General features: G+C 37.3%; 13 protein-coding genes. 4 read left to right on the forward strand and 9 right to left on the reverse strand.

Annotated elements, in window-relative coordinates; genetic code table 11:
• Position 1 precedes the first annotated feature (1 nt).
• Positions 2-2,101, forward strand: a complete 2,100-nt coding sequence (locus GUU89_RS02780; RefSeq protein WP_162126493.1) for a peptidylprolyl isomerase — start codon at positions 2-4, stop codon at positions 2,099-2,101.
• A 206-nt stretch (positions 2,102-2,307) separates the two neighbouring features.
• Here GUU89_RS02780 and GUU89_RS02785 read toward each other — a convergent pair whose 3' ends face one another.
• The 9 genes from GUU89_RS02785 to GUU89_RS02820 all read right to left on the reverse strand — a co-directional run bounded on the left by GUU89_RS02785 (position 2,308) and on the right by GUU89_RS02820 (position 17,885).
• Positions 2,308-3,228 carry a GYDIA family GHMP kinase gene (locus tag GUU89_RS02785; RefSeq protein ID WP_162126494.1) on the reverse strand — a complete coding sequence of 307 codons (921 nt, stop codon included), beginning with the start codon at positions 3,226-3,228 and terminating at the stop codon, positions 2,308-2,310.
• Between the two features lie 17 nt (positions 3,229-3,245).
• The gene (locus tag GUU89_RS02790; RefSeq protein ID WP_162128612.1) at positions 3,246-4,562 is read right to left on the reverse strand and encodes a hydroxymethylglutaryl-CoA reductase, degradative; all 1,317 of its coding nucleotides are present in this window, start codon (positions 4,560-4,562) and stop codon (positions 3,246-3,248) included.
• A gap of 5 nt (positions 4,563-4,567) precedes the next feature.
• A complete protein-coding gene (locus GUU89_RS02795) occupies positions 4,568-7,345 on the reverse strand; it encodes an AsmA family protein (protein ID WP_162126495.1) in 2,778 nt (925 codons plus the stop codon).
• A gap of 119 nt (positions 7,346-7,464) precedes the next feature.
• The gene (locus tag GUU89_RS02800; protein ID WP_162126496.1) at positions 7,465-8,907 is read right to left on the reverse strand and encodes a T9SS type A sorting domain-containing protein; all 1,443 of its coding nucleotides are present in this window, start codon (positions 8,905-8,907) and stop codon (positions 7,465-7,467) included.
• A gap of 175 nt (positions 8,908-9,082) precedes the next feature.
• Positions 9,083-9,499, reverse strand: coding sequence for a T9SS type A sorting domain-containing protein (locus tag GUU89_RS15240; protein ID WP_317163847.1), 417 nt, complete (start codon positions 9,497-9,499; stop codon positions 9,083-9,085).
• Positions 9,500-9,561: 62 nt separating this feature from the next.
• On the reverse strand, positions 9,562-11,964 hold the full coding sequence (locus GUU89_RS02805) for an alpha-amylase family glycosyl hydrolase (protein ID WP_317163848.1): 2,403 nt from the start codon (positions 11,962-11,964) through the stop codon (positions 9,562-9,564).
• Between the two features lie 73 nt (positions 11,965-12,037).
• Entirely contained in the window at positions 12,038-13,204 is a 1,167-nt protein-coding gene (locus tag GUU89_RS02810) for a SusE domain-containing protein (RefSeq protein WP_162126497.1), read from the reverse strand.
• Positions 13,205-13,224: 20 nt separating this feature from the next.
• Positions 13,225-14,769, reverse strand: a complete 1,545-nt coding sequence (locus GUU89_RS02815; RefSeq protein ID WP_162126498.1) for a RagB/SusD family nutrient uptake outer membrane protein — start codon at positions 14,767-14,769, stop codon at positions 13,225-13,227.
• Between the two features lie 14 nt (positions 14,770-14,783).
• Positions 14,784-17,885: a SusC/RagA family TonB-linked outer membrane protein gene (locus tag GUU89_RS02820; protein WP_162126499.1), complete on the reverse strand. Its 3,102-nt coding sequence runs from the start codon at positions 17,883-17,885 to the stop codon at positions 14,784-14,786.
• 226 nt (positions 17,886-18,111) lie between these two features.
• On the opposite strand from GUU89_RS02820, the gene GUU89_RS02825 reads away from it, so the two are divergent.
• The 3 genes from GUU89_RS02825 to pgmB all read left to right on the forward strand — a co-directional run bounded on the left by GUU89_RS02825 (position 18,112) and on the right by pgmB (position 21,350).
• The gene (locus tag GUU89_RS02825; protein WP_162126500.1) at positions 18,112-19,134 is read left to right on the forward strand and encodes a LacI family DNA-binding transcriptional regulator; all 1,023 of its coding nucleotides are present in this window, start codon (positions 18,112-18,114) and stop codon (positions 19,132-19,134) included.
• A 197-nt stretch (positions 19,135-19,331) separates the two neighbouring features.
• Positions 19,332-20,696 carry an MFS transporter gene (locus GUU89_RS02830; RefSeq protein ID WP_162126501.1) on the forward strand — a complete coding sequence of 455 codons (1,365 nt, stop codon included), beginning with the start codon at positions 19,332-19,334 and terminating at the stop codon, positions 20,694-20,696.
• Positions 20,697-21,350: a beta-phosphoglucomutase gene (gene pgmB, locus GUU89_RS02835; RefSeq protein ID WP_162126502.1), complete on the forward strand. Its 654-nt coding sequence runs from the start codon at positions 20,697-20,699 to the stop codon at positions 21,348-21,350. It abuts the gene before it with no gap.
• Positions 21,351-21,368 lie beyond the last annotated feature (18 nt).

A 21,368-nucleotide genomic window follows, 5' to 3' on the forward strand; every position in this document is an offset into this window, starting at 1 on the left:
AATGGCAGTTTTATCAAAAATTAGAAAACGCTCAGGTTTACTTTTACTAGCTATCGGTTTTGCCTTATTATCATTTGTAGTACAGGATTTATTTACCAAAGGCTTCAAAAGTTTATCTACTGACGTAGGATCCGTAAACGGAAAAGATATTTCTTTTGATGAGTTTAGAGTAAAAGTGGCAAACACTGAAAAAAATGCGCAAAACGGTCAAAACATGACGTCAATGCAAGCATCTAATCAGGTTTGGAACCAAGAAGTAAACATCGCTTTACTTTCGGCTGAATTCGAAAAATTAGGATTACGCGTAGGCGAAAAACATATTATTGAAGTATTAAAATCAGATCCGAACATTGGTCAAAACAAATTGTTTTTGAATGCAGCCGGCAAATTTGATCTTAACAAATTCAAGGATTATTTCAAAACCAATCCGGAAGGATTGCAAATGTTGAAAGACAGAGAAAAAGATGCTGAGCTTAACGCCAAGTATCAAATCTATAATTCATTAGTAAAAGGCGCCATGTTTACTACTGAAGCCGAAGGAAAATTCAAATACGAAGCTGAAATGAACAAAGTAACTTTTGACTTTGTTTCTGTACCATACTCTACTGTAAAAGACAGCGATGTGAAAGTAACCGATGAGGAAATCATTGCTTACATGAAAACGAAAGAGAAAAAATTCAAATCAGAAGAAAGCCGCGAATTGGATTATGTCTTAATTCAAGACAAACCATCAGCTGCTGACGAAGCTGAAATCAAGAAAAATGTTGATGCTTTATTGATGCCAAGTGTTCGTTACAACAAAGAAACGTCTAAAAACGATACCATTCCTGGGTTCAGATCAGTTACAGATAATGCAGAGTTTGTAAATGCTAATTCAGATATTCCGTTTGATTCTTCTTATGTAGCTAAACAAGATTTACCTGCAGAACATGCAGATGCTTTATTTGCATTAGCTAACGGTGATGTTTACGGTCCTTATATGTACAACAACTACTATTGCATTTCAAAAGCCTTAGGAAGAAAAGCCGGTGCTAAAGCAAAAGCCAGCCACATCTTGATCAGCTGGGAAGGCACACAAGTACCAAACAAAAAAGAAAAAAGAACCAAAGAACAAGCTAAAGCTAAAGCAGAAGGTTTGTTAGCACAAGCTACAGCCAACCCGGCTATGTTTGCTATATTAGCCATGACCAACTCTGATGATTCATCAGCGCAAAGTGGTGGTGATTTAGGATTTTTTGCACCGGGTCAAATGGTAAAACCTTTTAATGATTTTGTATTCAATAATCCTATCGGTAAAATTGGTTTAGTTGAAACTGAATTTGGATACCACATCATCAATGTTACCGACAAGCAAGATGCTGTAAGATTAGCAACCATTGCTCAAAAAATTGAGCCTTCAGAAGCTACTAATGATAAAATCTATACTCAGGCTACCAAGTTTGAAATGGATGCAGCCGGTAAAGACTTTACAGCATTAGCTAAGCAAATGAAATTAACGGTAAATCCAGCTGTAAGAGTAAAAGCCATTGACGAAAGTTTTGGTTCAGTTAGCAACCAAAGACAAATTGTGAAATGGGCCTTTGATGACAACACCAGCATTGGTGATGTAAAACGTTTTGAAGTGGTGAATGTCGGACATGTAATTGCCAAATTAAAATCAATCACTGAAAAAGGATTAATGTCAGTAGAAGAAGCCAGACCGCAAGTGGAATTGGTGTTGAAAAACAAAAAGAAAGCAGAAAAAATCAAAGCCAAAATGAATGGTACTACTTTAGCCGCTATTGCAGCAGCTAATAAAGTAACGGTTCAAAACGCAATGGATTTAAGTATCGAAAACCCAGCTATTCCAAGCGCAGGTTATGAGCCAAAAGTAATTGGAACTGCCTTTTCTTCTAAAGTTGGACAAGTTTCAAAACCAATTGATGGTAATTCAGGTGTATATGTAATTGCTACGAAAGCGGTTACCAAAGCGCCAGCCTTGAAAAAACACGACGAGTATACTGCTAAAGTACAACAACAAGCTGTAAACTATTCGGGTAGAGTAATGCCGGCATTGAAAAACGATGCAGACATTCAGGATAACAGAGCTGATTTCTACTAATAAGCTAATAAGCTAATAAAAAAGGCTGTTTCAGTAATGAGGCAGCCTTTTTTAATGGTATTAGAATATGTATATAACAAATTAGGCCGCATAATTAAAGTAATTAGGCACTACAATCAAAATGTTTGTAGTGCGTATTTTTAAAATTTATGCAGCCTAAATTTTTTATTTATGCTGCATAAATTTTTTATTTGTAAGGCATAATTTTATTGTTCGACTATCATCTGTTGATAAGGGATAACCGTTTCGTATCCTTTTTGTCTGAAATAGTCGGTGGGGTTTTCTTTAGAAATGCTGAGTACAAAATCGCCTCCCCAAGCACCAAGACTTTTTATAACTCCCTGAAAATCCTCAAAGAGTGATTCTTTTACGGTGGCCAATTCTAAGATGTTGCTCAATTCAATTTCGTGACGCTGTAGGGCTAAGGCAAATGTTTTGGGCTCTGTAGCTTCCACCACGGTTTTAGTAATACTGTCAATGATTGGAATGGTTTTTTCAATGTTGTTGTGTTTGCCAAAATAAGAGGTAATGGCATTGCGGCTGTTTTGCTTTTTATTCAAATAAACAAAAAAGAGTTTGTCTGTAAAATCGGGTTTGAAGTGTACCAACTCCACCACCGGTTGATCATCCACCAACTGGTAAATAATTCCGGTATTATTTTGAGCGCAGGCAATATCATAGCCACTACCGCCAAAACTTCTTTTCAGCAGTACATAAGCATCTATTTGCAACCATTGCGCTATGTTATTAATCAAGGTAGAAGAAGTCCCTAAACCCCATTTTTTAGGAAAAGTTAATTCGGTAATAATACGATAGCCTTTGGCAGTAGTAATAAAATCAGAATGGATTAAATAGGCTTCGTGCAAAATTTCTATCAGGGTGTTTTTAATAGTATGGGCATCGTCAAAGCGTTCCTTCCTAACGATAGAGGCAAACGGAATGACTGCTTCAAACCAAACACTGCCGTCGCTGTCGTAACTCGTCCAATGAATAACTTCTCCTTCTGTTGGTTCAACTGTTAAATTTTGACCGTATTTGGTGGGTAAGGCAAACGCTTTGGCGCCGTCAAGCACCACGTATTCTCCCGTAATTAATAATTTGCCGTTGCTGTAAAAGGTTTTTTTCATGGCTTCTGATTCTGCACCTATTTTCTAAGGTTTTCTATCAACTCCACCACAGAAGCGTGTGAAACCGTATGGTCTTCAAAATACCGAGCAATGGCTTTTCTTTCTTCAGCTGTAGCTTGGTATTGGTTTAAAATATTATTCAAGTGCATTTTCATGTGGCCTTCCTGAATTCCGGTAGTGGTTAACGAACGTAAAGCAGCAAAGTTTTGGGCCAATCCGGTAACGGCTACCACTTGCATTAATTCTTGTGCAGAAGGTTTGCCCAAAATTTCCAAAGCCAGTTTAACCAGCGGATGCAAAGAAGTCAATCCGCCCACTGTTCCTAATGCTAACGGAATTTCCATCCAAAAAGTGAAGATACCGTTTTCAATTTTAGCATGAGATAAACTGGAGTATTGACCACTACGGGAAGCATACGCATGCACTCCGGCTTCTACGGCACGAAAATCATTTCCGGTGGCTAAGACTACTGCATCTACTCCATTCATTATGCCTTTATTATGCGTCACGGCACGATAGGGTTCAATCTCAGCAATACGAACCGCCTGCACCAATTTCTCAGCAAACAAGGTGGGGTTCTCTATTTTCTTTTCGGCCAACTCCTCTACCCTGCACGACACTTCGGCACGCACAATACAATTGGGCACATAGTTAGACAAAATGCTCATCACTATCGTAATGTCCTTTTCTGCTTCAGTAAAGGCAACGTAATTTTGTGCTGCTTCTTTCAACGATTTGGCCAATTGCTCTAAGCACGAATTGATGAAATTCGCCCCCATGCTGTCTTTGGTTTCAAACGTAGCATGAAGCTGGTAATAGTTTTCTAACTCGGCGGTTTTATCTCTAAGTTCCAACGAAAGAATACCGCCACCGCGCTTTTGCATGTTTTTGGTAATGCTTTCGGTTGAAGCCAATAATGTTGCTTTTATAGCATTGAAAAACGATTGTAATTTGTCACGGTCGCCTTTGAAGATAAAATGAACCTGACCAATCTTTTCGGTATTTAAAACAGTAGCCTTAAATCCGCCACGCGTGCTCCAAAACTTAGCCGATTTAGCTGCTGCAGCCACCACCGAACTCTCTTCAATGACCATCGGTACCGAATAGTATTTGCCGTTAATCAAAAAATTGGGAGCAATACCCATCGGCAGATAGAAATTGGTAATGGTGTTTTCTATAAACTCGTCGTGAAGTTGTTGCAGTTGAACATCACTGTTCCAATACTGCTTTATGGTTTTGACCGCTTCGGTCGGATTAGAAAAATAGGTATTGGCAATCCAATCTATTTTTGCTTCTTTGGATAATTTTGAAAATCCGGCAACGGCATTATTCATATTCATTAGTTATTTTTTGGCTCAGTTGACAACGGTGTTGGTACTTCGCCTTGATATTCGGTTTCTTTAAGGTCTTCAGTCTTCTTGCCCAATCTCACTATCGGATGGTCTTGGGTTCCGGTCACTTTTATCGGAATTCCAATAATCCCCAAGGGAGGTAACCCCAAACGCATTTTAATATTAAGATTGCCGTCAAAACTTGTTTGTCCTTCTATTCTGGGACGGAAACCGGCCACTTTAAACTTGAACCGTTCAATATTGATGATGTTATTCTTAATGGTCGTTTTGATTTTTACTTCCGACAAATCCGGATTTTTTATCGCATCTTTCCCTGTTTTCTGACTCACGGTGCCAAAGAGTTTAAACCCTTTCATCTTCACCTTTTTGACCGATAGAGTTCCTCCACCGGTTAACGACGGATAAATAGGCTGCATATTGTTATCCAGTATACCGGCCACATTATAATCTAACGAGATAATTCCTTCGGCACTTTCGGCAGCAGTAGCCATTTCTCGGAACAACTTAACCTCATTATAAGCTCGTTTTACATCAAAATCTTTGGCCAAAACTTTAAAATCAAAGAAGGCTTTTTGGGACGATTGACTTCCGTAAACCACATCCATATTCACTGTACTGCCAATCAAATCGAAACCTGAATTTTGAAGTTCCAACTTGCCTTTGTTGATATTCATACGGCCTTTCAAGTTGTCTAATTTCAAATCTTGAAAGTTAACTTTATTGGCGGAGGCATTGAATTGCAAATTAAAATTGGGCGGAATTACCACAACTCCAGTAGGAGCTGTCGCTGTTGTTTTTGTTGAATCGGAAACTGTAACCGATGATGTAGTCTGCGACATAAATTCATCCACATTAATATAATCCGAAGAAAGGGTGAAATTTCCTTTCAAGATAGCACTGTCCGTTAAGGCATAGTCGATAACATTTTGTAAATAACCATGCATTTTAAAATCAGTCTGCCCATAATTAGCCACAAAATAGTTGAAATTCATTTTGTCCTGATTAAAGATAAAAGTACCTTGTTTGATAATAAACGGCTTGGGTAAATACTCTGTAGTGGTTTTGATATTCCTTAATTTTAAGGTACCGCTGTTTTTAAGATTGTTGTAGCGGCCGTTCATAGCGTCTTCCTGAGAACCTTTGAAAGCCACATCGGCATCAATATACCCTTCCAAATCCATTCCTTTACGAGAAAACACTTTGTAAATTCGGTTCACATTCAATTGCCCTTTGGCTTTAATATCATATCTGATATTATCAAAATTGCGCAACCTGGCATTAACATAAATGGGACTGCCTTCAAACTCAAAAGAGGCCGGAGTAATAGTGACATTCAAGTCATTCATCAATCCCTTCTTATCCGAAACGGTGGCAAAAAGATTGATTTTTTTAATCGGGTTTTGATAATAAATACTTTTAACCTCAGCATCAAACAAATAAATTTTAGCGTTGGTAACCGGAATCCTACCGCTTTTTTTATCATAAATTCCCTTGGATTGTATGTCCAAGTTTAAGAGCCCTTTTAAATCCACATTCTGCAACCCAAAAGCTTGGTCCATTTTGGCTAAATCCATTTTAGCATTGATGCGCGCTGCGATTTTAGGTTTTGATAATCCTTCTGTTTTAATGATCGCCTTGAAGTAATCTTTATCTACATTAAAGAAAACAGAATCAAGGTTGACTCTTAGCTGCTCAATATCTAACGATGGTAATTTGGTGTCAAAATTCAAGAAGATATTCGAAGCCGGAAACGGAGCCTTGTTGTAGTTGATATAGCCGTCACGTATTTTCATATTGAATGCCAAATCGGGCTTTTGATTTTTGGAAGCGATGTATTGTCCTTTTAAAGTCAGCAACAAATCGGTACTTCCTTTGACCTTTGACTTATCGAGCCAAGTCACATAGTGTGGTGGCAGTGCTGTAAAGAAATCATTAAGTTTGCTATCTTCGGATTTGATTGTAAAATCCATATCATAGCCATTGCTCAGGAAGTCAAACTTTCCTTTGAACTCCACCGGCAGCTTATTGATTTTTAAATTGTTTTGTTCAAAGATAAACGCAAGGGAATTGGTATTGATTTTGGTAATTAAATCGGCGTTTACCTTTTTATTTTTGAGGTATTGTTCTCCGTTATAGGTAAAATCAAACGAATCTATTTTGGCTTCGGTATATAAATCGAAAATGGCTTTGTCTAAATCACCGTTGCCGATGTATTCAAATCCTCGGGCATCAATCAGCATCTTGGTTGATTTGTCATCGTATACCAAATGCGTATTCAGGATGGCAATTTTCTCCAATCTCAAGGCTGTATTACTCGTGGTATCTTTTTCAGTAGCCTTCTCATCCGAAATATAAACATTGTAATTGGCTTCTCCTTTTTCATTGACTTTGACATTGATAAAAGCATCGGAGACATAAATCTTATCAATGTTTACTTTTTTGTCAAATACCAATGAGCTTAAATCGATCCCGAAAGAAACCTCGTTAGCAGCAATCAACGTTTCTTTTTTATAGGGCGCTGAGCCTTTCAACGAAAAGTCGGTCAATGTTAAAGTTAACGACGGAAAGTGATTAAAGAAAGAGAGGTTGGCTTCTTTGAAATTGAGTTCCCCATCTAATTTTTTATTAGCAAAAGCTTTTACTTCTTCGGCAATCTTTCCAGGGAAAAGAATGGGGATTAAAAACAAGGCTAATAGTATAGTGCCCAAGGTAAATCCAGTAATTTTCAGGATTTTGACTACTATTGATTTGGATGGTTTTTTCATACGACAAAATTACACTTCCAAGAACTGACAAAAAAATTTAAGTCAATTATTTTTATAAAAATACAAAAAGCCACGCTATAATAACGTGGCTTTTAAAATAATCATATAACAATATTAACTTACTCTTTGATTAACTTTAATGTTTTTGAATTGCTATTTGCATCAGAAACTTTAACTAAGTATAAACCTGTACTTAAATCAGAGATAGAAAACTGATTGCTTTCAGAAGCAACAAACGTTTTAACTAATTGACCTGAGATAGTATATACTTCTGCTTTTTCAAAATTTCCTTTTACAGAAAAACTATTGGAAGCAGGATTTGGGTAAAGTGCGAATGAATCTTTTCCAAATTGATTAACTGATAATACGTCAGCAAATGAATATTCTTTTGTTAAGTTACTGAACGTAATATTGTAAGTTCCTGCCACAGCAATAATGTCTCCATTACCAGGTGTACCGGTTGGGAATCCATCTCCACCCCATGAAGTATCCCATGCATGATCTCTTCTGAATTTACATCCTGCAGAAGTCATAACTACATTATCAAGGGTGTAAGTAACACCATCCGTTGTGTTTAAGTCAAAATCATGACCGTCACCCCATCCACCAACAGCATCTCCAGTTAAACTGATTAAAGGGAAAGAAAAACTGTAAGCACCTGTAGCAATATTTAATTTTGCATCATACGTTCCTGCTGTAGTTACAGTAATGTTATCTCCGGTTGAAACCCCTGATGGAAAAGCAGCACTTCCCCATGTAGTAGCCCAATCGTGATCTTTACGGAACTTACAATCAGCCGCAATTAGAGCAATATCATTTAAACGGTAATTGTCAGCATCAACCGGAGTTAAATCAAAATCATGACCATCTCCCCAGCCGCCAACGGCATCACCGGTCAAACTAATTAATTGGAATAATGGTGCAGGTGTAAATACATAATCTCCTGAAGCAATATTTACACTAATTGTTGTGTATGAACCGGCAGTAACCGGAATAAGATCTGTTTCACCGGTAACCGTTCCAACCGGAAAATCTAATCCTCCAACCAAAACGCCATCTACTTCAAATTGAGCTGTACCATCCACTAATGTAGCATTTGATACAGTAAAATTTGTTAAATCCAATGTTGACAACACTAATCCTCCCGGAGTTGTTACTGCAGAACCTACTAATTTAACAACAGGAATTGGAGCTCCTCCTGAAAAATTATATTCCCCAGTTGTACTATTGAAGGTAACATCATACGTTCCGGCAATACATTGAATATTATCACCATTCTGAACTCCGGTACCTGAAGGGAACGCTGAGCTACCCCAGTTTACAGTCCAAGCGTGATCAGCTCTGAATTTTATACCTCCTGCATTTGGAGTTGGTGAATTTGCTGAAGCCACTGTAATTGTTATGGTCCAATTTTCTCCATCTGAGGACACCATATCAAAATCATGACCGTCTCCCCAGCCACCTACAGCTTCTCCGGTAATAGAAACTACCGTAGGGTTTTGACCGTTAACATTAAACGCGGTTAAAATAATCGCGAGTACTAAAAGTAATTTTGTCTTCATAAATTTGTTTTTTTATTTTATTGTGATTACTAACTCTTGCTAATTTACAATTTATTTGTGTTATTCATCTCAAAACGAAGTAAAAAGCTCAACGAAAACGTTATAGTGTTAATAAATTAATTGGTCTTAACCAACATCTTTTTACTTCGCTTGATTGTATGAATACTTGTTGTGATTATTGTTTGATTAATTTCAATGTCTTTTCGTTATGATCTGCATCAAATACTTTGACTAAATACACCCCGCTTTTCAAATCGGAGGTTGAATAAACATCGCCCTTAACTTTATCATGATATGATTTTACTAACTGTCCGGTCATTGAATAAACTAACACTTTAGACATAGCATTATTAATAGTAAAATAATCTGTTGCCGGATTTGGCGACAGGTTTACAAAACGCAAGGCATTGAAACTCTCTGTATTTAAAGCAGATGGTTGATTTCCGTAAACCCTGAACCCACCGGCTTCTATTGTAATAGGGTCTGTGGTACTGGTTACGTTAAGCGTGCTGTTATCCATCAAATTATACCAAGTTCCTGTATAAGGAAAGTTTGGCGTTACGTTTATTGAAGTAACATTAAAGTTGGACAAAACCACTACATTTTTTAAGGTAGACGCTGAGGCAGCATTATCATAAATGTAAATCTTCGGTTCTAACGTTGTGCCTGAATTAATTGAAAAATCTTTACTGAATACCGTATTATTTTTTTCAAATCAATCATTTTAGCATAATCGTTGTAAATGGTATTTCTGTTCGGATCATCCATCCAATTATTTACCCATTGTGGTTGAGGCTTGGTATCTAATTTACAATCGCCAGAAGTGACATCCGAATCGGTATTAACCGTTCCGTTATTACAAGTAAAAATAGAATCATTATAGCCTAACTCCGCAAAGTGCCATATCATTTTTGGTCCCGGAATCAACAAAGAAACCGCGCCAATAGCAGACATTCTTGACAAAGCAGTATTTAATGTTCTAACGTTATGGGCTGCATTGGTATTGTTTCCGTAAATTAAGTTTTTATACATTAACCGTTCTTTATCATGACTTTCCGGATAACCCAACAATCTTTTAGCCGTAAAGCCATGCGCCGTATTACCCATTCTGGAAATGTCATTGCTCGAATTGTATCCCATTGACAACTGATTATAAGCCGTTGTCATTTCTCCCCACAACATTACTCCTTTACTTGGCGTTTCATTGATTCGGTAATTAGCCCACTGTTGTTCTTCATTATCGGCCCCAAGGTGTTCAAAAATAACATAATGTGTTGGGTCTAAATTCCAAGAGTAATCGGCATATTCTTTAAGCACATCCACTCTGTCCTGTTGGTAGCTGTTGGTACAAGCGTCACTTCCGGTACAGTTTTGCGTAAACCCTTTGGTTAAATCCCAACGAAATCCGTCAATCTTGTATTCTTGAATCCACTGTTTGATAACTCTTTTCACATAAGTTTTAGTTCTTGTTTGTTGGTGATTAAAATCATTTCCAACACTGTAACTGTGTGTAGCTACCATATTAAAATAAGGACTGTCTGAGGAAGGTGAGCCCCAGCCGTCACCATCAGGATCGTTCATCCACATTCTGTCTAATGGATTTCTTCCGAAAGCATGATTTAAAGCAACATCAAGAATAACCGCTATACCATTTTGATGACACAGGTCAATAAACTCTTTTAATTTATCAGCCGGTCCATAAGCTTTATCGTTAGCAAGGTGAAAACAAGTATTATATCCCCAGCTTTCATTTCCTTCAAACTCCATCACCGGCATTAACTCTATGGCGTTTATTTTTAAATTTTTAAAATAATCTATTTTGTTAATCAAACTTTGATAACTTCTGTCTGCATCAAAGTCACGTACTAAAACTTCGTATACAACCAAATTATCTTTTTCAGGTTTTACAAAATTTACTGTAGCATCACTCCAAGGATAAGGCGTCTGTCCTGTCTTCAATACTGTAACTTCTCTTTCCTGTCCTGAGGCTGTTGGAAAAGGCGGTAAATTAGGATAAACTGTAGGCGAAATCCACGGATCATCATAAGATGACAAAACCAAAGTAGAATAGGGATCGGCAGTTTTAACCAAAACCGGAGAGTTGGCAACTGGTGTTTGATCTACAACCCAATACTGATAAGTGTAATCTACACCCGGTGTTAAACCGATTAGTTCTATCCAAAATTTGGATGAAGAAACATCTTTTTTCATCGAATAACTGGTGTCCGGCTGCCAATTATTAAAACTTCCTGCAACATATACATAATCTTTTCCCGGAGCATCTAAAATCAATATGGCTTTGGTGGGATCAGTCGCATCATAGTTTATTCCGTCTACTTTTCCTGAAGGTATAGCCTGAGAAACAGTGGCGGGCGTAACAATAACTGAGAACTTTTTGGTTTGTGTTGAAGTTCCTTGTGTAATCACCAACTCATAATTTTGATTAGATGTAATGTTGTTATGAGTATAGGTATAAGAAGATACATTGGATACAACATCCAAACTTACCCCGTTTGCTTTCAAGTCATAAGTAGCATTCCCGTTCGTATTGGATGCTGAAATACTTCTACTTCCTCCTGAGGCTATAATTGTGGTACTTCCTTCGGTAGGGGTGAGTAATGAGGTTTGAAAATAACCCACATTAAAAAAGAAATCGCCACAACTTGGAGCCAATTTTAATGTTTGAGAACCCGTTGCATTTCTGAAAACCATCCCCATTTTTGCCGCACTGGCCTGCTGGGTACTGTTAAGATTAAAATAAACACTAGGAGTCATTGTAATACTCCAAGTCCCATTACCATTATTAGTCATCAAACCCACACCGTTATCTAATCCCCAATTCCCAACTACGGTTGTCCATGGATTACTAGTAGGACCTATTCCGGAATGGATATAAACTTTTGCAGGATTAGTACCCATAGTGTTACAGGTAGCGCTGGCAAAAGAAACCGTAATGGTTATTTGGTCGGTAACATTAAATGTTGAGGGCGAAATGGTCACCTGTTGTCCAAAAACAATAGTGGTAAAAAGAGAAAATAATATAGCAATTTTTTTCATAGCTTGTTTTTTTATTTCACAAAGAGCAACTAATAAAAGTTGCTCTTCATGGAATTATTACTTTTTTGTTAAACTATATTTTAGTCATTTTATAGGTATACTTTCTCGGATTACTTACATCTAATTCTATTCTATATTTCTCTCTGGTGCCATCATCTGCTCCCGGAACGGTTATCTCACCTGAACCGGCAAGGTTGTTTTCCTGTAAAGTGAATGGTGTTGCCGTTTTTCCTAATATAGATACCGAAGTGGTTGCAGTTCCCGGTGCATATGGCGGGTTTGGAAGTGTAGGAACAACTATGGTACCTGTCCAAAGATTAGATTTGAACTTAAATTTTTTGCCTTTCAATAAATCCAATTCATATGACCAAATTTTGGTGGTTGCATCGTAGTCAAAGGGAACCTGATTATCAAAACCAAGACCGGATCTGGTGGCTCTACCAAAAATTCCAAAAGTGGTAAATCGAGAAAGAGTATAAGTATTTGTAGCCAAATTAACTTTTACCAAATAATGTCCGGCAGTTGCTACAGCTATACTTGCGGCACTGGCACTGGAATCTAATGTCCCTGCTGAACCTCCGTAAACTAATGCCGATGCAAAATCTTGACAAGCATCCGGTTGGTAAAATTTATAATTACCGGCTTCTAAATACATATAGCCCTCATAATCCGAATTGGAAGCAGGAGTTGACGCCGCTATTCTTGGTTCTGTTGAAGGCGTATTTCCATCCTTTACCAAAGCAATTACAGGTAATTTTAATGAATAGCCCGTAACTTTTACATTAATTGGATTAGAGTATTGAATAAACGGATTAGGATTAGTTCCTAAAGTTGATTTTATTCTTATATCAATATCCATTTCACTACATTTATAAGTAGGCAAGCTATTAATTAAGTTATTAAATTCAGCCACTGTTAAACTGGCTTTTCTTGATGTAGTGGTTACTTCCAAACCATCTCCGGTATATTCAACCGGATTAGACAAAGAGGTATCATTATGATCAAAAACCTGCAACGTGTATGTTGAAACCGTAGCTGGACCATTATTTGCTTTATCCCATTCAAATTTTCCAAAAACATCGGTAGCCGTTGCATCGGTCAAAACTGTGGGTGGAGTAACTGTAGCATCTTTTCTTAGTTCAAAACCGTTGGCAGCAACTACGGGGTCATTATCATCCTCACAGGAAAAAAATCCGGTAACCAATGCCGCGAAAATTATCGTTTTTACTATATTTTTCATTTATATTTCTTTTTAAAATATTAATTGTAACCTGGATTTTGGGTTAAATTAGGATTAGCATCCAAAGCCGTTAACGGTATAGGAAAAAGTTTGTAGGTATCCGGAATAGAAGTCCCGTTTACTGCATTTCCTTTCCATGGCCATAAATAAGATCCTCCTGTAAATTTGCCAAAACGAATCAAATCACTTCTTCTGTGTCCTTCAAAATTCAACTCTCTTCCTCTCTCATCTAAAATAAAGTCAAGTGTTAAGTCGGCCATAGTAATCGCTGGAGCATTAGAGCGGTTTCTAACAGCTTTTACATAATCAAAGGCCTGAGTCATACTTCCGCCACCGCCTCTAAGCACACATTCTGCATACATTAAGTAAGCATCAGCCAAACGGAACAACGGAAAATCAGTACTTGAAAAACTGGTTGGTGTAGTAGGTCCTGTAAAATTCGAGTTTCTGAATTTTGTACAAGGGTAACCATCCGTCCATGTTTTGTAATTAGTCATTTCATAACTATGCCCTGTGGTCCAAAAAAGTTGTGCTCTGGCATCTGGCGAAGTAGCAAGATCTCCAAACAAACTATACCATGCTTTAGTAGCTCTGTGCCCTCCCCATCCTTCAGTGGCTCCATAAGCACTAAGTGTCATAGTTTCTGAATTTAAACTCCCATTTACTAAGTACGTGGTGTTTCCATAACTTTGACTTGAAATGGCATCAGCAATTAATGGGAAAATAATTTCAGGTGAAGTATTGTTATCTCCTGAAAAGTTCTGTGTGAAGTTTGTAGCCAAGGAATAGCCACCTTCAGTAATAACTTTGTCTACATAAATAAGCGCATCATCGTAGCGGGCTGCTCCGGTATATACTTCAGCATTTAAGTACAATTTAGCCAACAGCATTCGTGCCGTGGCTTTATTGGCTCTTCCATATTGATTGGTTTGAGGTAATTTGTCTTCAATGGCTAACAATTCAGACTCCACATAATTAAATAACTGTGTTCTGGAGGCTTCAGGTAACGGATCTGCTGTTCCATAATTCTCTGTCGTAATCAAAATACCTTTACCAAAACAGTCAATCATATAGTAATAAGCTAACGCACGCAAAAAACGCAATTCACTCACATACAATTCTTTATCAGGACCATTAGTGTTACTTAGTGCATTTATCAGGTTGGTTGTTTGAGGAACAGTATAATAAACTCTGTCAAATAAATACCTGAAAAATTTATTGTTTTGTGTCCAGTTTGAAGTTGTAGTCAACTGATCCAAACCGTCATCACCCCAACGATTTTTCATATCGTCTGCGGTAAAATCCTGTAAGTTGATAATTCCTCTTAAGAAACCGGTCTCTCCGGCATCATTGGCAACGATATCTGAACTTCCGGGACCTGACGGACCAGTTAGAGCAAAGGTGCCATACATTTTTGACACTAACCCTTTCACTGCTTCCGGATTGTTTTGAAGTAAATTTTCCAAAGTGTCTCCAATTAATGGTTTTTGATCCAATTCTTGGGAACAAGACACCATTAGCAAGATTGCTGCAACAAGGGATACTCTTTTTAAAGTTGTTTTCATATTTTATATTTTTTTTAAAAATCAATACTTAAACCCATATTAAATACTCTAGGTCTCGGATAAAAATCAGTCTGTATTCCTGAAAAGCTTTCCGGATCTTGGCCTTTATATTTGGTTAAAATGAATAAATTATTTACACCAACAGATAAACGCATGGTAGTTTCTTTGTAAATTTTATCAAATTTATATCCCAAAGAAATACTTTCACAACGTAAAAAAGTTGCATCATGAATAAAGTAATCTGAAACTGCTGACTTGTCCTGAATGGTTGTGAAAGGCAAATAACCACTTAAAGCATTGTTAAGATTGGTGCTTTGACCCGGCAACACCTTTTCTTTATAACCAAACTGGTACTCCGGACTGTTGTATACGTTCCCTCCAAACTGACCTCTGAAGCTGGCATTAAAATCAAAATTTTTGTAATTAAACGTAGTACCAAAACCAAAAGTCCAATTAGGTGCCATAGCCAAATAATAACGGTCATCTTCATTAATTTGTCCATCTCCATTTCTATCCACAAAGGCCTCAGGAACTGGTTTGCCGGCACTATCATATACTTGCTCATAAACCCATGCAGAATTAGGTTGTTCCCCTACTGCATGATAGGTTAATGTTCTACCAATTCCCGGTATTTTATTTAATTCAATTCTTGATGTTCCATTTAATGCATCAACATTCCCGATATTATAGGCTGCGTTGGCATTTACAGTCCAGTTAACCTTATCCGTTGATACTATTTTACCGGTAACACTAACCTCAACTCCTTTTCTGGAAAGAGTTCCTGCATTATCAACAAAACTATTAGTTAAAAACTGCCCTGATGGGAAATTAACCAATGCTAATAAATCGGTAGTTTTACTGTAATAAGCATCAATAGTTCCTGTCAACAAACTGTTTTTAAGGATGTCAAAATCCAATCCAACATTGTATGTAACTGTTTTTTCCCAAGTTAAATTTGGATTGTAAGGATCTATAGAAAAAGTACCAATTCCCGGTAAATATTGCCCTTGAGCACTACCAATAGTATAGGTAGGAATATACGAATAATACCCAGCAAAAGTAACATCTCTGAAATCACTGTTCCCAGTATAACCATACCCCAATCTCAATTTTAAATCATTGATTGTAGACGAATTTTTTAAGAAACTCTCTTCTTTCATTTTCCATGCAAAAGCGGCTGATGGAAAATAACCCCATCTACTATCTTTAGGAAATAATGAAGACGCATCACCTCTTAGGGTAAAACTAAAAAGGTATTTATCCAATATGTCAATGTTAGTTCTTCCAAAATAAGACTCCAAAACCATTTGACCATAATATCTTCTGTTTGGGTTGTTTACTGATGCGGGATCATCTTCTCTTAAACCAGAGACGGTGTTATATCGGAATTGTTTTTTATTTCCATCCAATATAAAACTCTGATAGTTATGCCCTCCTTGAGCCTCAAATTTAGAAACAAAACCATTTAATTTTTTTGAATAAACTAAGTAAGCATCAACCGTTTTATTCATTATCGTTTGATTTTCCTTGTAATTTAATCCCGGATTAAAAATATAATTAGTCGACGGCGTGTTACCTATAGTTGCTTTAGTCTGATAGGTTTCCAATGAATTATCACTAAATGATTCTTCAATATTAGATTGCGAGGCTTCGACACCTAAATTAACAACCGCTCTCAATTCGGGTAAGAAATGCATTTTATAATCAAACTCTGCATTCCCTAAAAATTTATCAATAGTCTCAGGTCGCGTTCTCTGGTTCAACCTTGCAACAGGATTATAAGCGCCTTGTGTCAAATATCTTCCGTCCCAAGAGGCATCACCGGGATTATTAGTCTCTTGGTAATACCCGCCAAATCGGTTATCCGGACTACTACCATAAACAGGTTTCGTTGGATCCATATTTAATGAGGCGTACGTAACTGAACCTACATCAATAGCATTTTTCTTCGAACTAAATCCTTTCGCATTTACAGTTACTTTCAAATGATTGTCAAAATAAGTAGGTGACACATTAAAACTTGCTGAAATTCTGGAATAATCATTAGTTTTAATCAAACCTTCTGTTTTGTTATAACCAATAGAAGCTCTGAAAGGCACATCACCAAATATAGCGGCTCTTACACTAAAATTATGATCCTGACTGAATGATGTTCTAAAAACTTCATTCTGCCAATCCGTATCTGACAATATTCTTCCTTCAATAATGCCTGCTGTTGCCGGATCATCAACAGTTCCGACTGGTGCATTAAGATCAGGAATACCCAATCTGTTGGTATATTGTGGGTAATTCTGTTCAATGAAAGTAGTAAACTCTTTACTGTTCATTGTATTGACTGTTTTACCAACTTTCGACACAGAGAACACATTGGAATAAGTGAATTGTGGTTTGCCCTTAGACCCTCTTTTGGTGGTTATGATGATAACCCCATTGGAAGCTCTTGAACCGTAAATTGCGGTAGCAGAGGCATCTTTTAAAATGGTAAAAGATTCGATGTCATTCGGGTTAACCAAAGACAACGGATTCGATTGACCAGCGGCCAGTTTATTATCAATCTGAACATTATCTATAATAATCAACGGACTCGTTTGTGCACTCAAAGAGGCTCCTCCTCTAATTCTTATGTTGGGCGGGGTATCAGGTTGACCTCCATCGTTGGTAATTCTAACACCTGCAGCTTTACCAACTAACAATTGATCCGCAGATACAATGGCCCCTCTGTTGAAATCTTTTGAAGTTACAGTAGTTAGTGATCCTGTTGCGTCTTTTTTCTTTACAGTACCATACCCCACTTGAACCACCACTTCCTGAAGTTGATTTGCTCCTTCATCTAAGCTGATTGATACCGATTTTTGTCCGGAATATTTCAAAGTTTCATTAGTGTAACCAATAAAAGTAAAGACAATTACATCTCCATTTTTAAGGCCTCCTAATTGAAATTTTCCGTCAAAATCTGTGGAAGTACCCTTGGTGGTACCTTGTACAGTTACATTTACTCCGGGCAAAGGTTGATTTGATTTTTTATCAACAACAACGCCACTCAAAACATTCTGAGCCAGAGCACCGAAAGGCAGTAACAGTAATAAAAATAACAACTTTTTATAAATTGTTTTCATACATTTTGTTTAGGTTAAAATTTTAATTTTGTGCTTGTACATTATACTTCGAATGTTAAATTTATGTAAAATTTCAACCCACAGAATAAACGATTGTTAAAAGCCCATCGAAAACGTTTTCGTGTTGAAAACTTTTTACTTTTTTCAATAAATCAGTAGTAAAATTGACAGAATTAAAAATATCGTATATCTTTATTCAGAAATCAATTTTCAGTTAATTATCCTCATGAAAAGAAAAGTCACTTTAAAGCAAATCGCCAAAGAGCTTGATGTATCCATATCAACGGTCTCCAAATCCCTTCGCAACAGCATGGAAATCAGTGAAGACACCCGACAAAAAGTGCAGGCTTTTGCCAAATTATACAACTACAAGCCCAACAATATTGCCTTAAGTTTAAAGAATAAAAAAACCAAGACAATTTGTATTATTATTCCTGAAATTATTCACCATTTCTTCGCCACAGTCATCAGCGGAGTGGAAAATGTGGCTAATGAAAACGGGTATAACGTGCTCGTTTGCCTTTCCGACGAATCGTTTGACAAAGAAGTAATTAACATGGAAATGTTGGCCAACGGCAGCATCGATGGCTTCATCATGTCGCTCTCCAAAGAAACCCAACAAAAGAAAGATTTTCACCATATTGTTGAAGTAATCAATCAAGGAATGCCGGTAGTAATGTTTGACCGAGTAACCAATGACATTTTATGCGACAAAGTCATTATTGACGACAACCTCGCCGCTTTCAACGCTACCCAACATTTAATTGATAAAGGCTTTAAAAAAATTGCCTTAATTACAACCATAGATTATGTAAGTGTTGGCAAACTCAGAACCGAAGGCTATATCAAAGCCCTTAAAAACAATGAAATAAAAGTAGACGAGAGTTTAATTTTGAAAATTGAAGACACCGAAAACTTCGAAGCATCAATAGCTGAATTATTAGACAACAACCCTGATTTAGAAGCTATTTTTGCGGTAAACGAACTGTTTGCGGTTACAGCCATAAAAACAGCTAACAAAATAGGCAAAAAAGTTCCCGAAGACCTTTCTGTTATTGGTTTTACAGACGGAATCATATCAAAATATTCATCCCCAAGCATTACCACAGTTAGTCAAAATGGCATAAAAATGGGAGGCAAAGCCGCTAAAATGCTGATTGAAAGATTAGAAACCGAAGAAGATGAAGAAGAACAATACAGAACAGAAGTCATCGAAACCGATTTAGTTGAAAGAGAATCAACTAAATAATTTTTAATCAACTCTATTTATCAACAAAAAACGTTTTCGTAACAATATATCTCTATTTTTTTTCTCTAAAAACAAAACCGTATAAATTCTTTATTATCTTTACCCCACAATCAAAGCTTATACATTTACTTCGAAAACAAATAATAAGTTTTGATAAGCAGTTCGCTTATCGTATTATTAATCAATAAATTACGATAATGAAAAAGCGTAAATTAGGATTCTGGGAAATTTGGAACATGAGTTTCGGTTTCTTAGGAATTCAGATGGGTTTTGCCCTTCAAAATGCTAATGCCAGCAGAATTCTTCAAACTTTTGGTGCCGATGTTCACGAGTTATCCTGGTTTTGGATAATAGCGCCGCTTATGGGGTTGATAGTTCAACCCATCATCGGGCATTACAGCGACAACACTTGGGGAAGATTCGGAAGAAGAAAACCTTTCTTTTTAGTAGGTGCACTTTTGGCCTCAGTAGGCTTAATTTTAATGCCGCAAGCCGATATTTTTATTGCCTTTATGCCCGCCCTTTGGGTTGGAGCCGGAATGTTAATGATCATGGATGCTTCGTTCAATGTCGCCATGGAGCCGTTCAGAGCCTTAGTAGGAGACAATTTGCGCTCAGACCAAAGAACCCTCGGATTCAGTATTCAAACAGCGCTTATTGGTTTCGGAGCCGTAATTGGCTCTTGGTTACCTTATGTTTTAACCAACTGGTTCGGCGTTGATAATAGTGCCGAAAACTGCAAAATCCCACACCACTTAATAGTTTCTTTTATCATTGGAGCATTAGTTTTAGTGGCATCAATACTGGTTACATTATTTTCCACCAAAGAATATTCTCCCGAAGAATTAGCTCAATTTGAAGACGAACAAGCCCATTTAAAAGCTATTGAAACTGAAGGTGTAGAACCCAAATCCAGCTTAATGGACATTTTCGAAGATTTTCGAAAAATGCCTACCACCATGAAACAGTTGAGCTGGGTACAGTTCTTTTCTTGGTTTGCTTTGTTTGGCATGTGGGTATTTACCACTCCGGCTATTGCCCAACACATTTATGGTTTGTCGGTAGAAGACCATACCAGCCGGGCCTTTCAAGAAGCGGGTGACTGGGTTGGCGTTATCTTCGGAGTATACAACTTGGTTTCTGCCTTGGTAGCTTTGTTTCTATTGCCAATTTTGGCCAAAAACTTCGGAAGAAAAAAGACACACTCTATTTCCCTAATTGCAGGTGGTTTAGGCTTACTGTCGATGTATTTTATGCCCAATAAAGAAATGCTGATTCTGTCAATGATAGGGGTTGGTATAGCTTGGGCCAGCATCTTATCTATGCCTTATGCTATTCTGGCCGGTGCCATATCACCAAAGAAAATGGGTGTTTATATGGGCATATTCAATTTCTTTATCGTAATCCCACAAATCATCAATGCTCTTATTGGTGGTCCGTTAGTAAAATATTTATACGGAGACCACGCTATTTATGCCTTAATGACCAGTGGCGTTAGTTTTCTTATAGCCGCGGCTCTTGTCGTAAAAGTAAAAGATGTTGATGACGTAATACAAAATTAAATGAGTAAAAAAGCATTCATTTTCGATCTGGACGGCGTTATTGTTGACACCGCTAAATACCACTTTTTAGCCTGGCAAAAAATAGCGAGCCAACTTGGCATCGAATTTACCCCCGAACACAACGAAGAACTAAAGGGTGTTAGCCGCGTTCGTTCGCTTGACATCATTTTAGCCTTAGGCAATATCGAAATCGGTCAAGAAGAAAAAAACAAATGGCTGACCCAAAAAAACGAAGATTACCTCTCCTACATTGAGCACATGGATGAAACTGAAATTTTGCCCGGAGTAGTCAATATATTAGAATTCATTAAAGAAAAAAAACAGCTAATAGCCTTGGGATCGGCAAGCAAAAATGCCCGTCCCATATTAGAAAAAGTCAAAATTCTGCATTTGTTTGATGCCATTGTTGATGGTAACGATGTAACGAATGCCAAACCGGATCCGGAGGTTTTCCTCAGAGCCGCCAAATTGGTAAAAGCCAAAAACGCCAATGCTATTGTATTTGAAGATTCAGTTGCAGGAATTCAGGCAGCCAACATAGCCAATATGATAAGTGTAGGAATTGGAGACGCCAACATACTGCACGAAGCAAAATATAATTTTAAAGATTTTACCTTCATGGACACTTCCTTTATTGAAGCGCTGATGAACTAAAATTGAATGATAAAAGGA

The organism is Flavobacterium phycosphaerae (genome assembly GCF_010119235.1).
GTDB lineage: Bacteria > Bacteroidota > Bacteroidia > Flavobacteriales > Flavobacteriaceae > Flavobacterium > Flavobacterium phycosphaerae.

Coding starts and splice junctions, on each gene's coding strand:
- GUU89_RS02785 (WP_162126494.1), bottom strand. CDS start 3,228: ATGAAAAAAACCTTTTACAGCAACGGCAAATTATTAATTACGGGAGAA.
- GUU89_RS02815 (WP_162126498.1), bottom strand. CDS start 14,769: ATGAAAACAACTTTAAAAAGAGTATCCCTTGTTGCAGCAATCTTGCTA.
- GUU89_RS02790 (WP_162128612.1), bottom strand. CDS start 4,562: ATGAATAATGCCGTTGCCGGATTTTCAAAATTATCCAAAGAAGCAAAA.
- GUU89_RS02800 (WP_162126496.1), bottom strand. CDS start 8,907: ATGAAGACAAAATTACTTTTAGTACTCGCGATTATTTTAACCGCGTTT.
- GUU89_RS02805 (WP_317163848.1), bottom strand. CDS start 11,964: ATGAAAAAAATTGCTATATTATTTTCTCTTTTTACCACTATTGTTTTT.
- GUU89_RS02830 (WP_162126501.1), top strand. CDS start 19,332: ATGAAAAAGCGTAAATTAGGATTCTGGGAAATTTGGAACATGAGTTTC.
- GUU89_RS02810 (WP_162126497.1), bottom strand. CDS start 13,204: ATGAAAAATATAGTAAAAACGATAATTTTCGCGGCATTGGTTACCGGA.
- GUU89_RS02780 (WP_162126493.1), top strand. CDS start 2: ATGGCAGTTTTATCAAAAATTAGAAAACGCTCAGGTTTACTTTTACTA.
- GUU89_RS02825 (WP_162126500.1), top strand. CDS start 18,112: ATGAAAAGAAAAGTCACTTTAAAGCAAATCGCCAAAGAGCTTGATGTA.
- GUU89_RS02820 (WP_162126499.1), bottom strand. CDS start 17,885: ATGAAAACAATTTATAAAAAGTTGTTATTTTTATTACTGTTACTGCCT.
- pgmB (WP_162126502.1), top strand. CDS start 20,697: ATGAGTAAAAAAGCATTCATTTTCGATCTGGACGGCGTTATTGTTGAC.
- GUU89_RS02795 (WP_162126495.1), bottom strand. CDS start 7,345: ATGAAAAAACCATCCAAATCAATAGTAGTCAAAATCCTGAAAATTACT.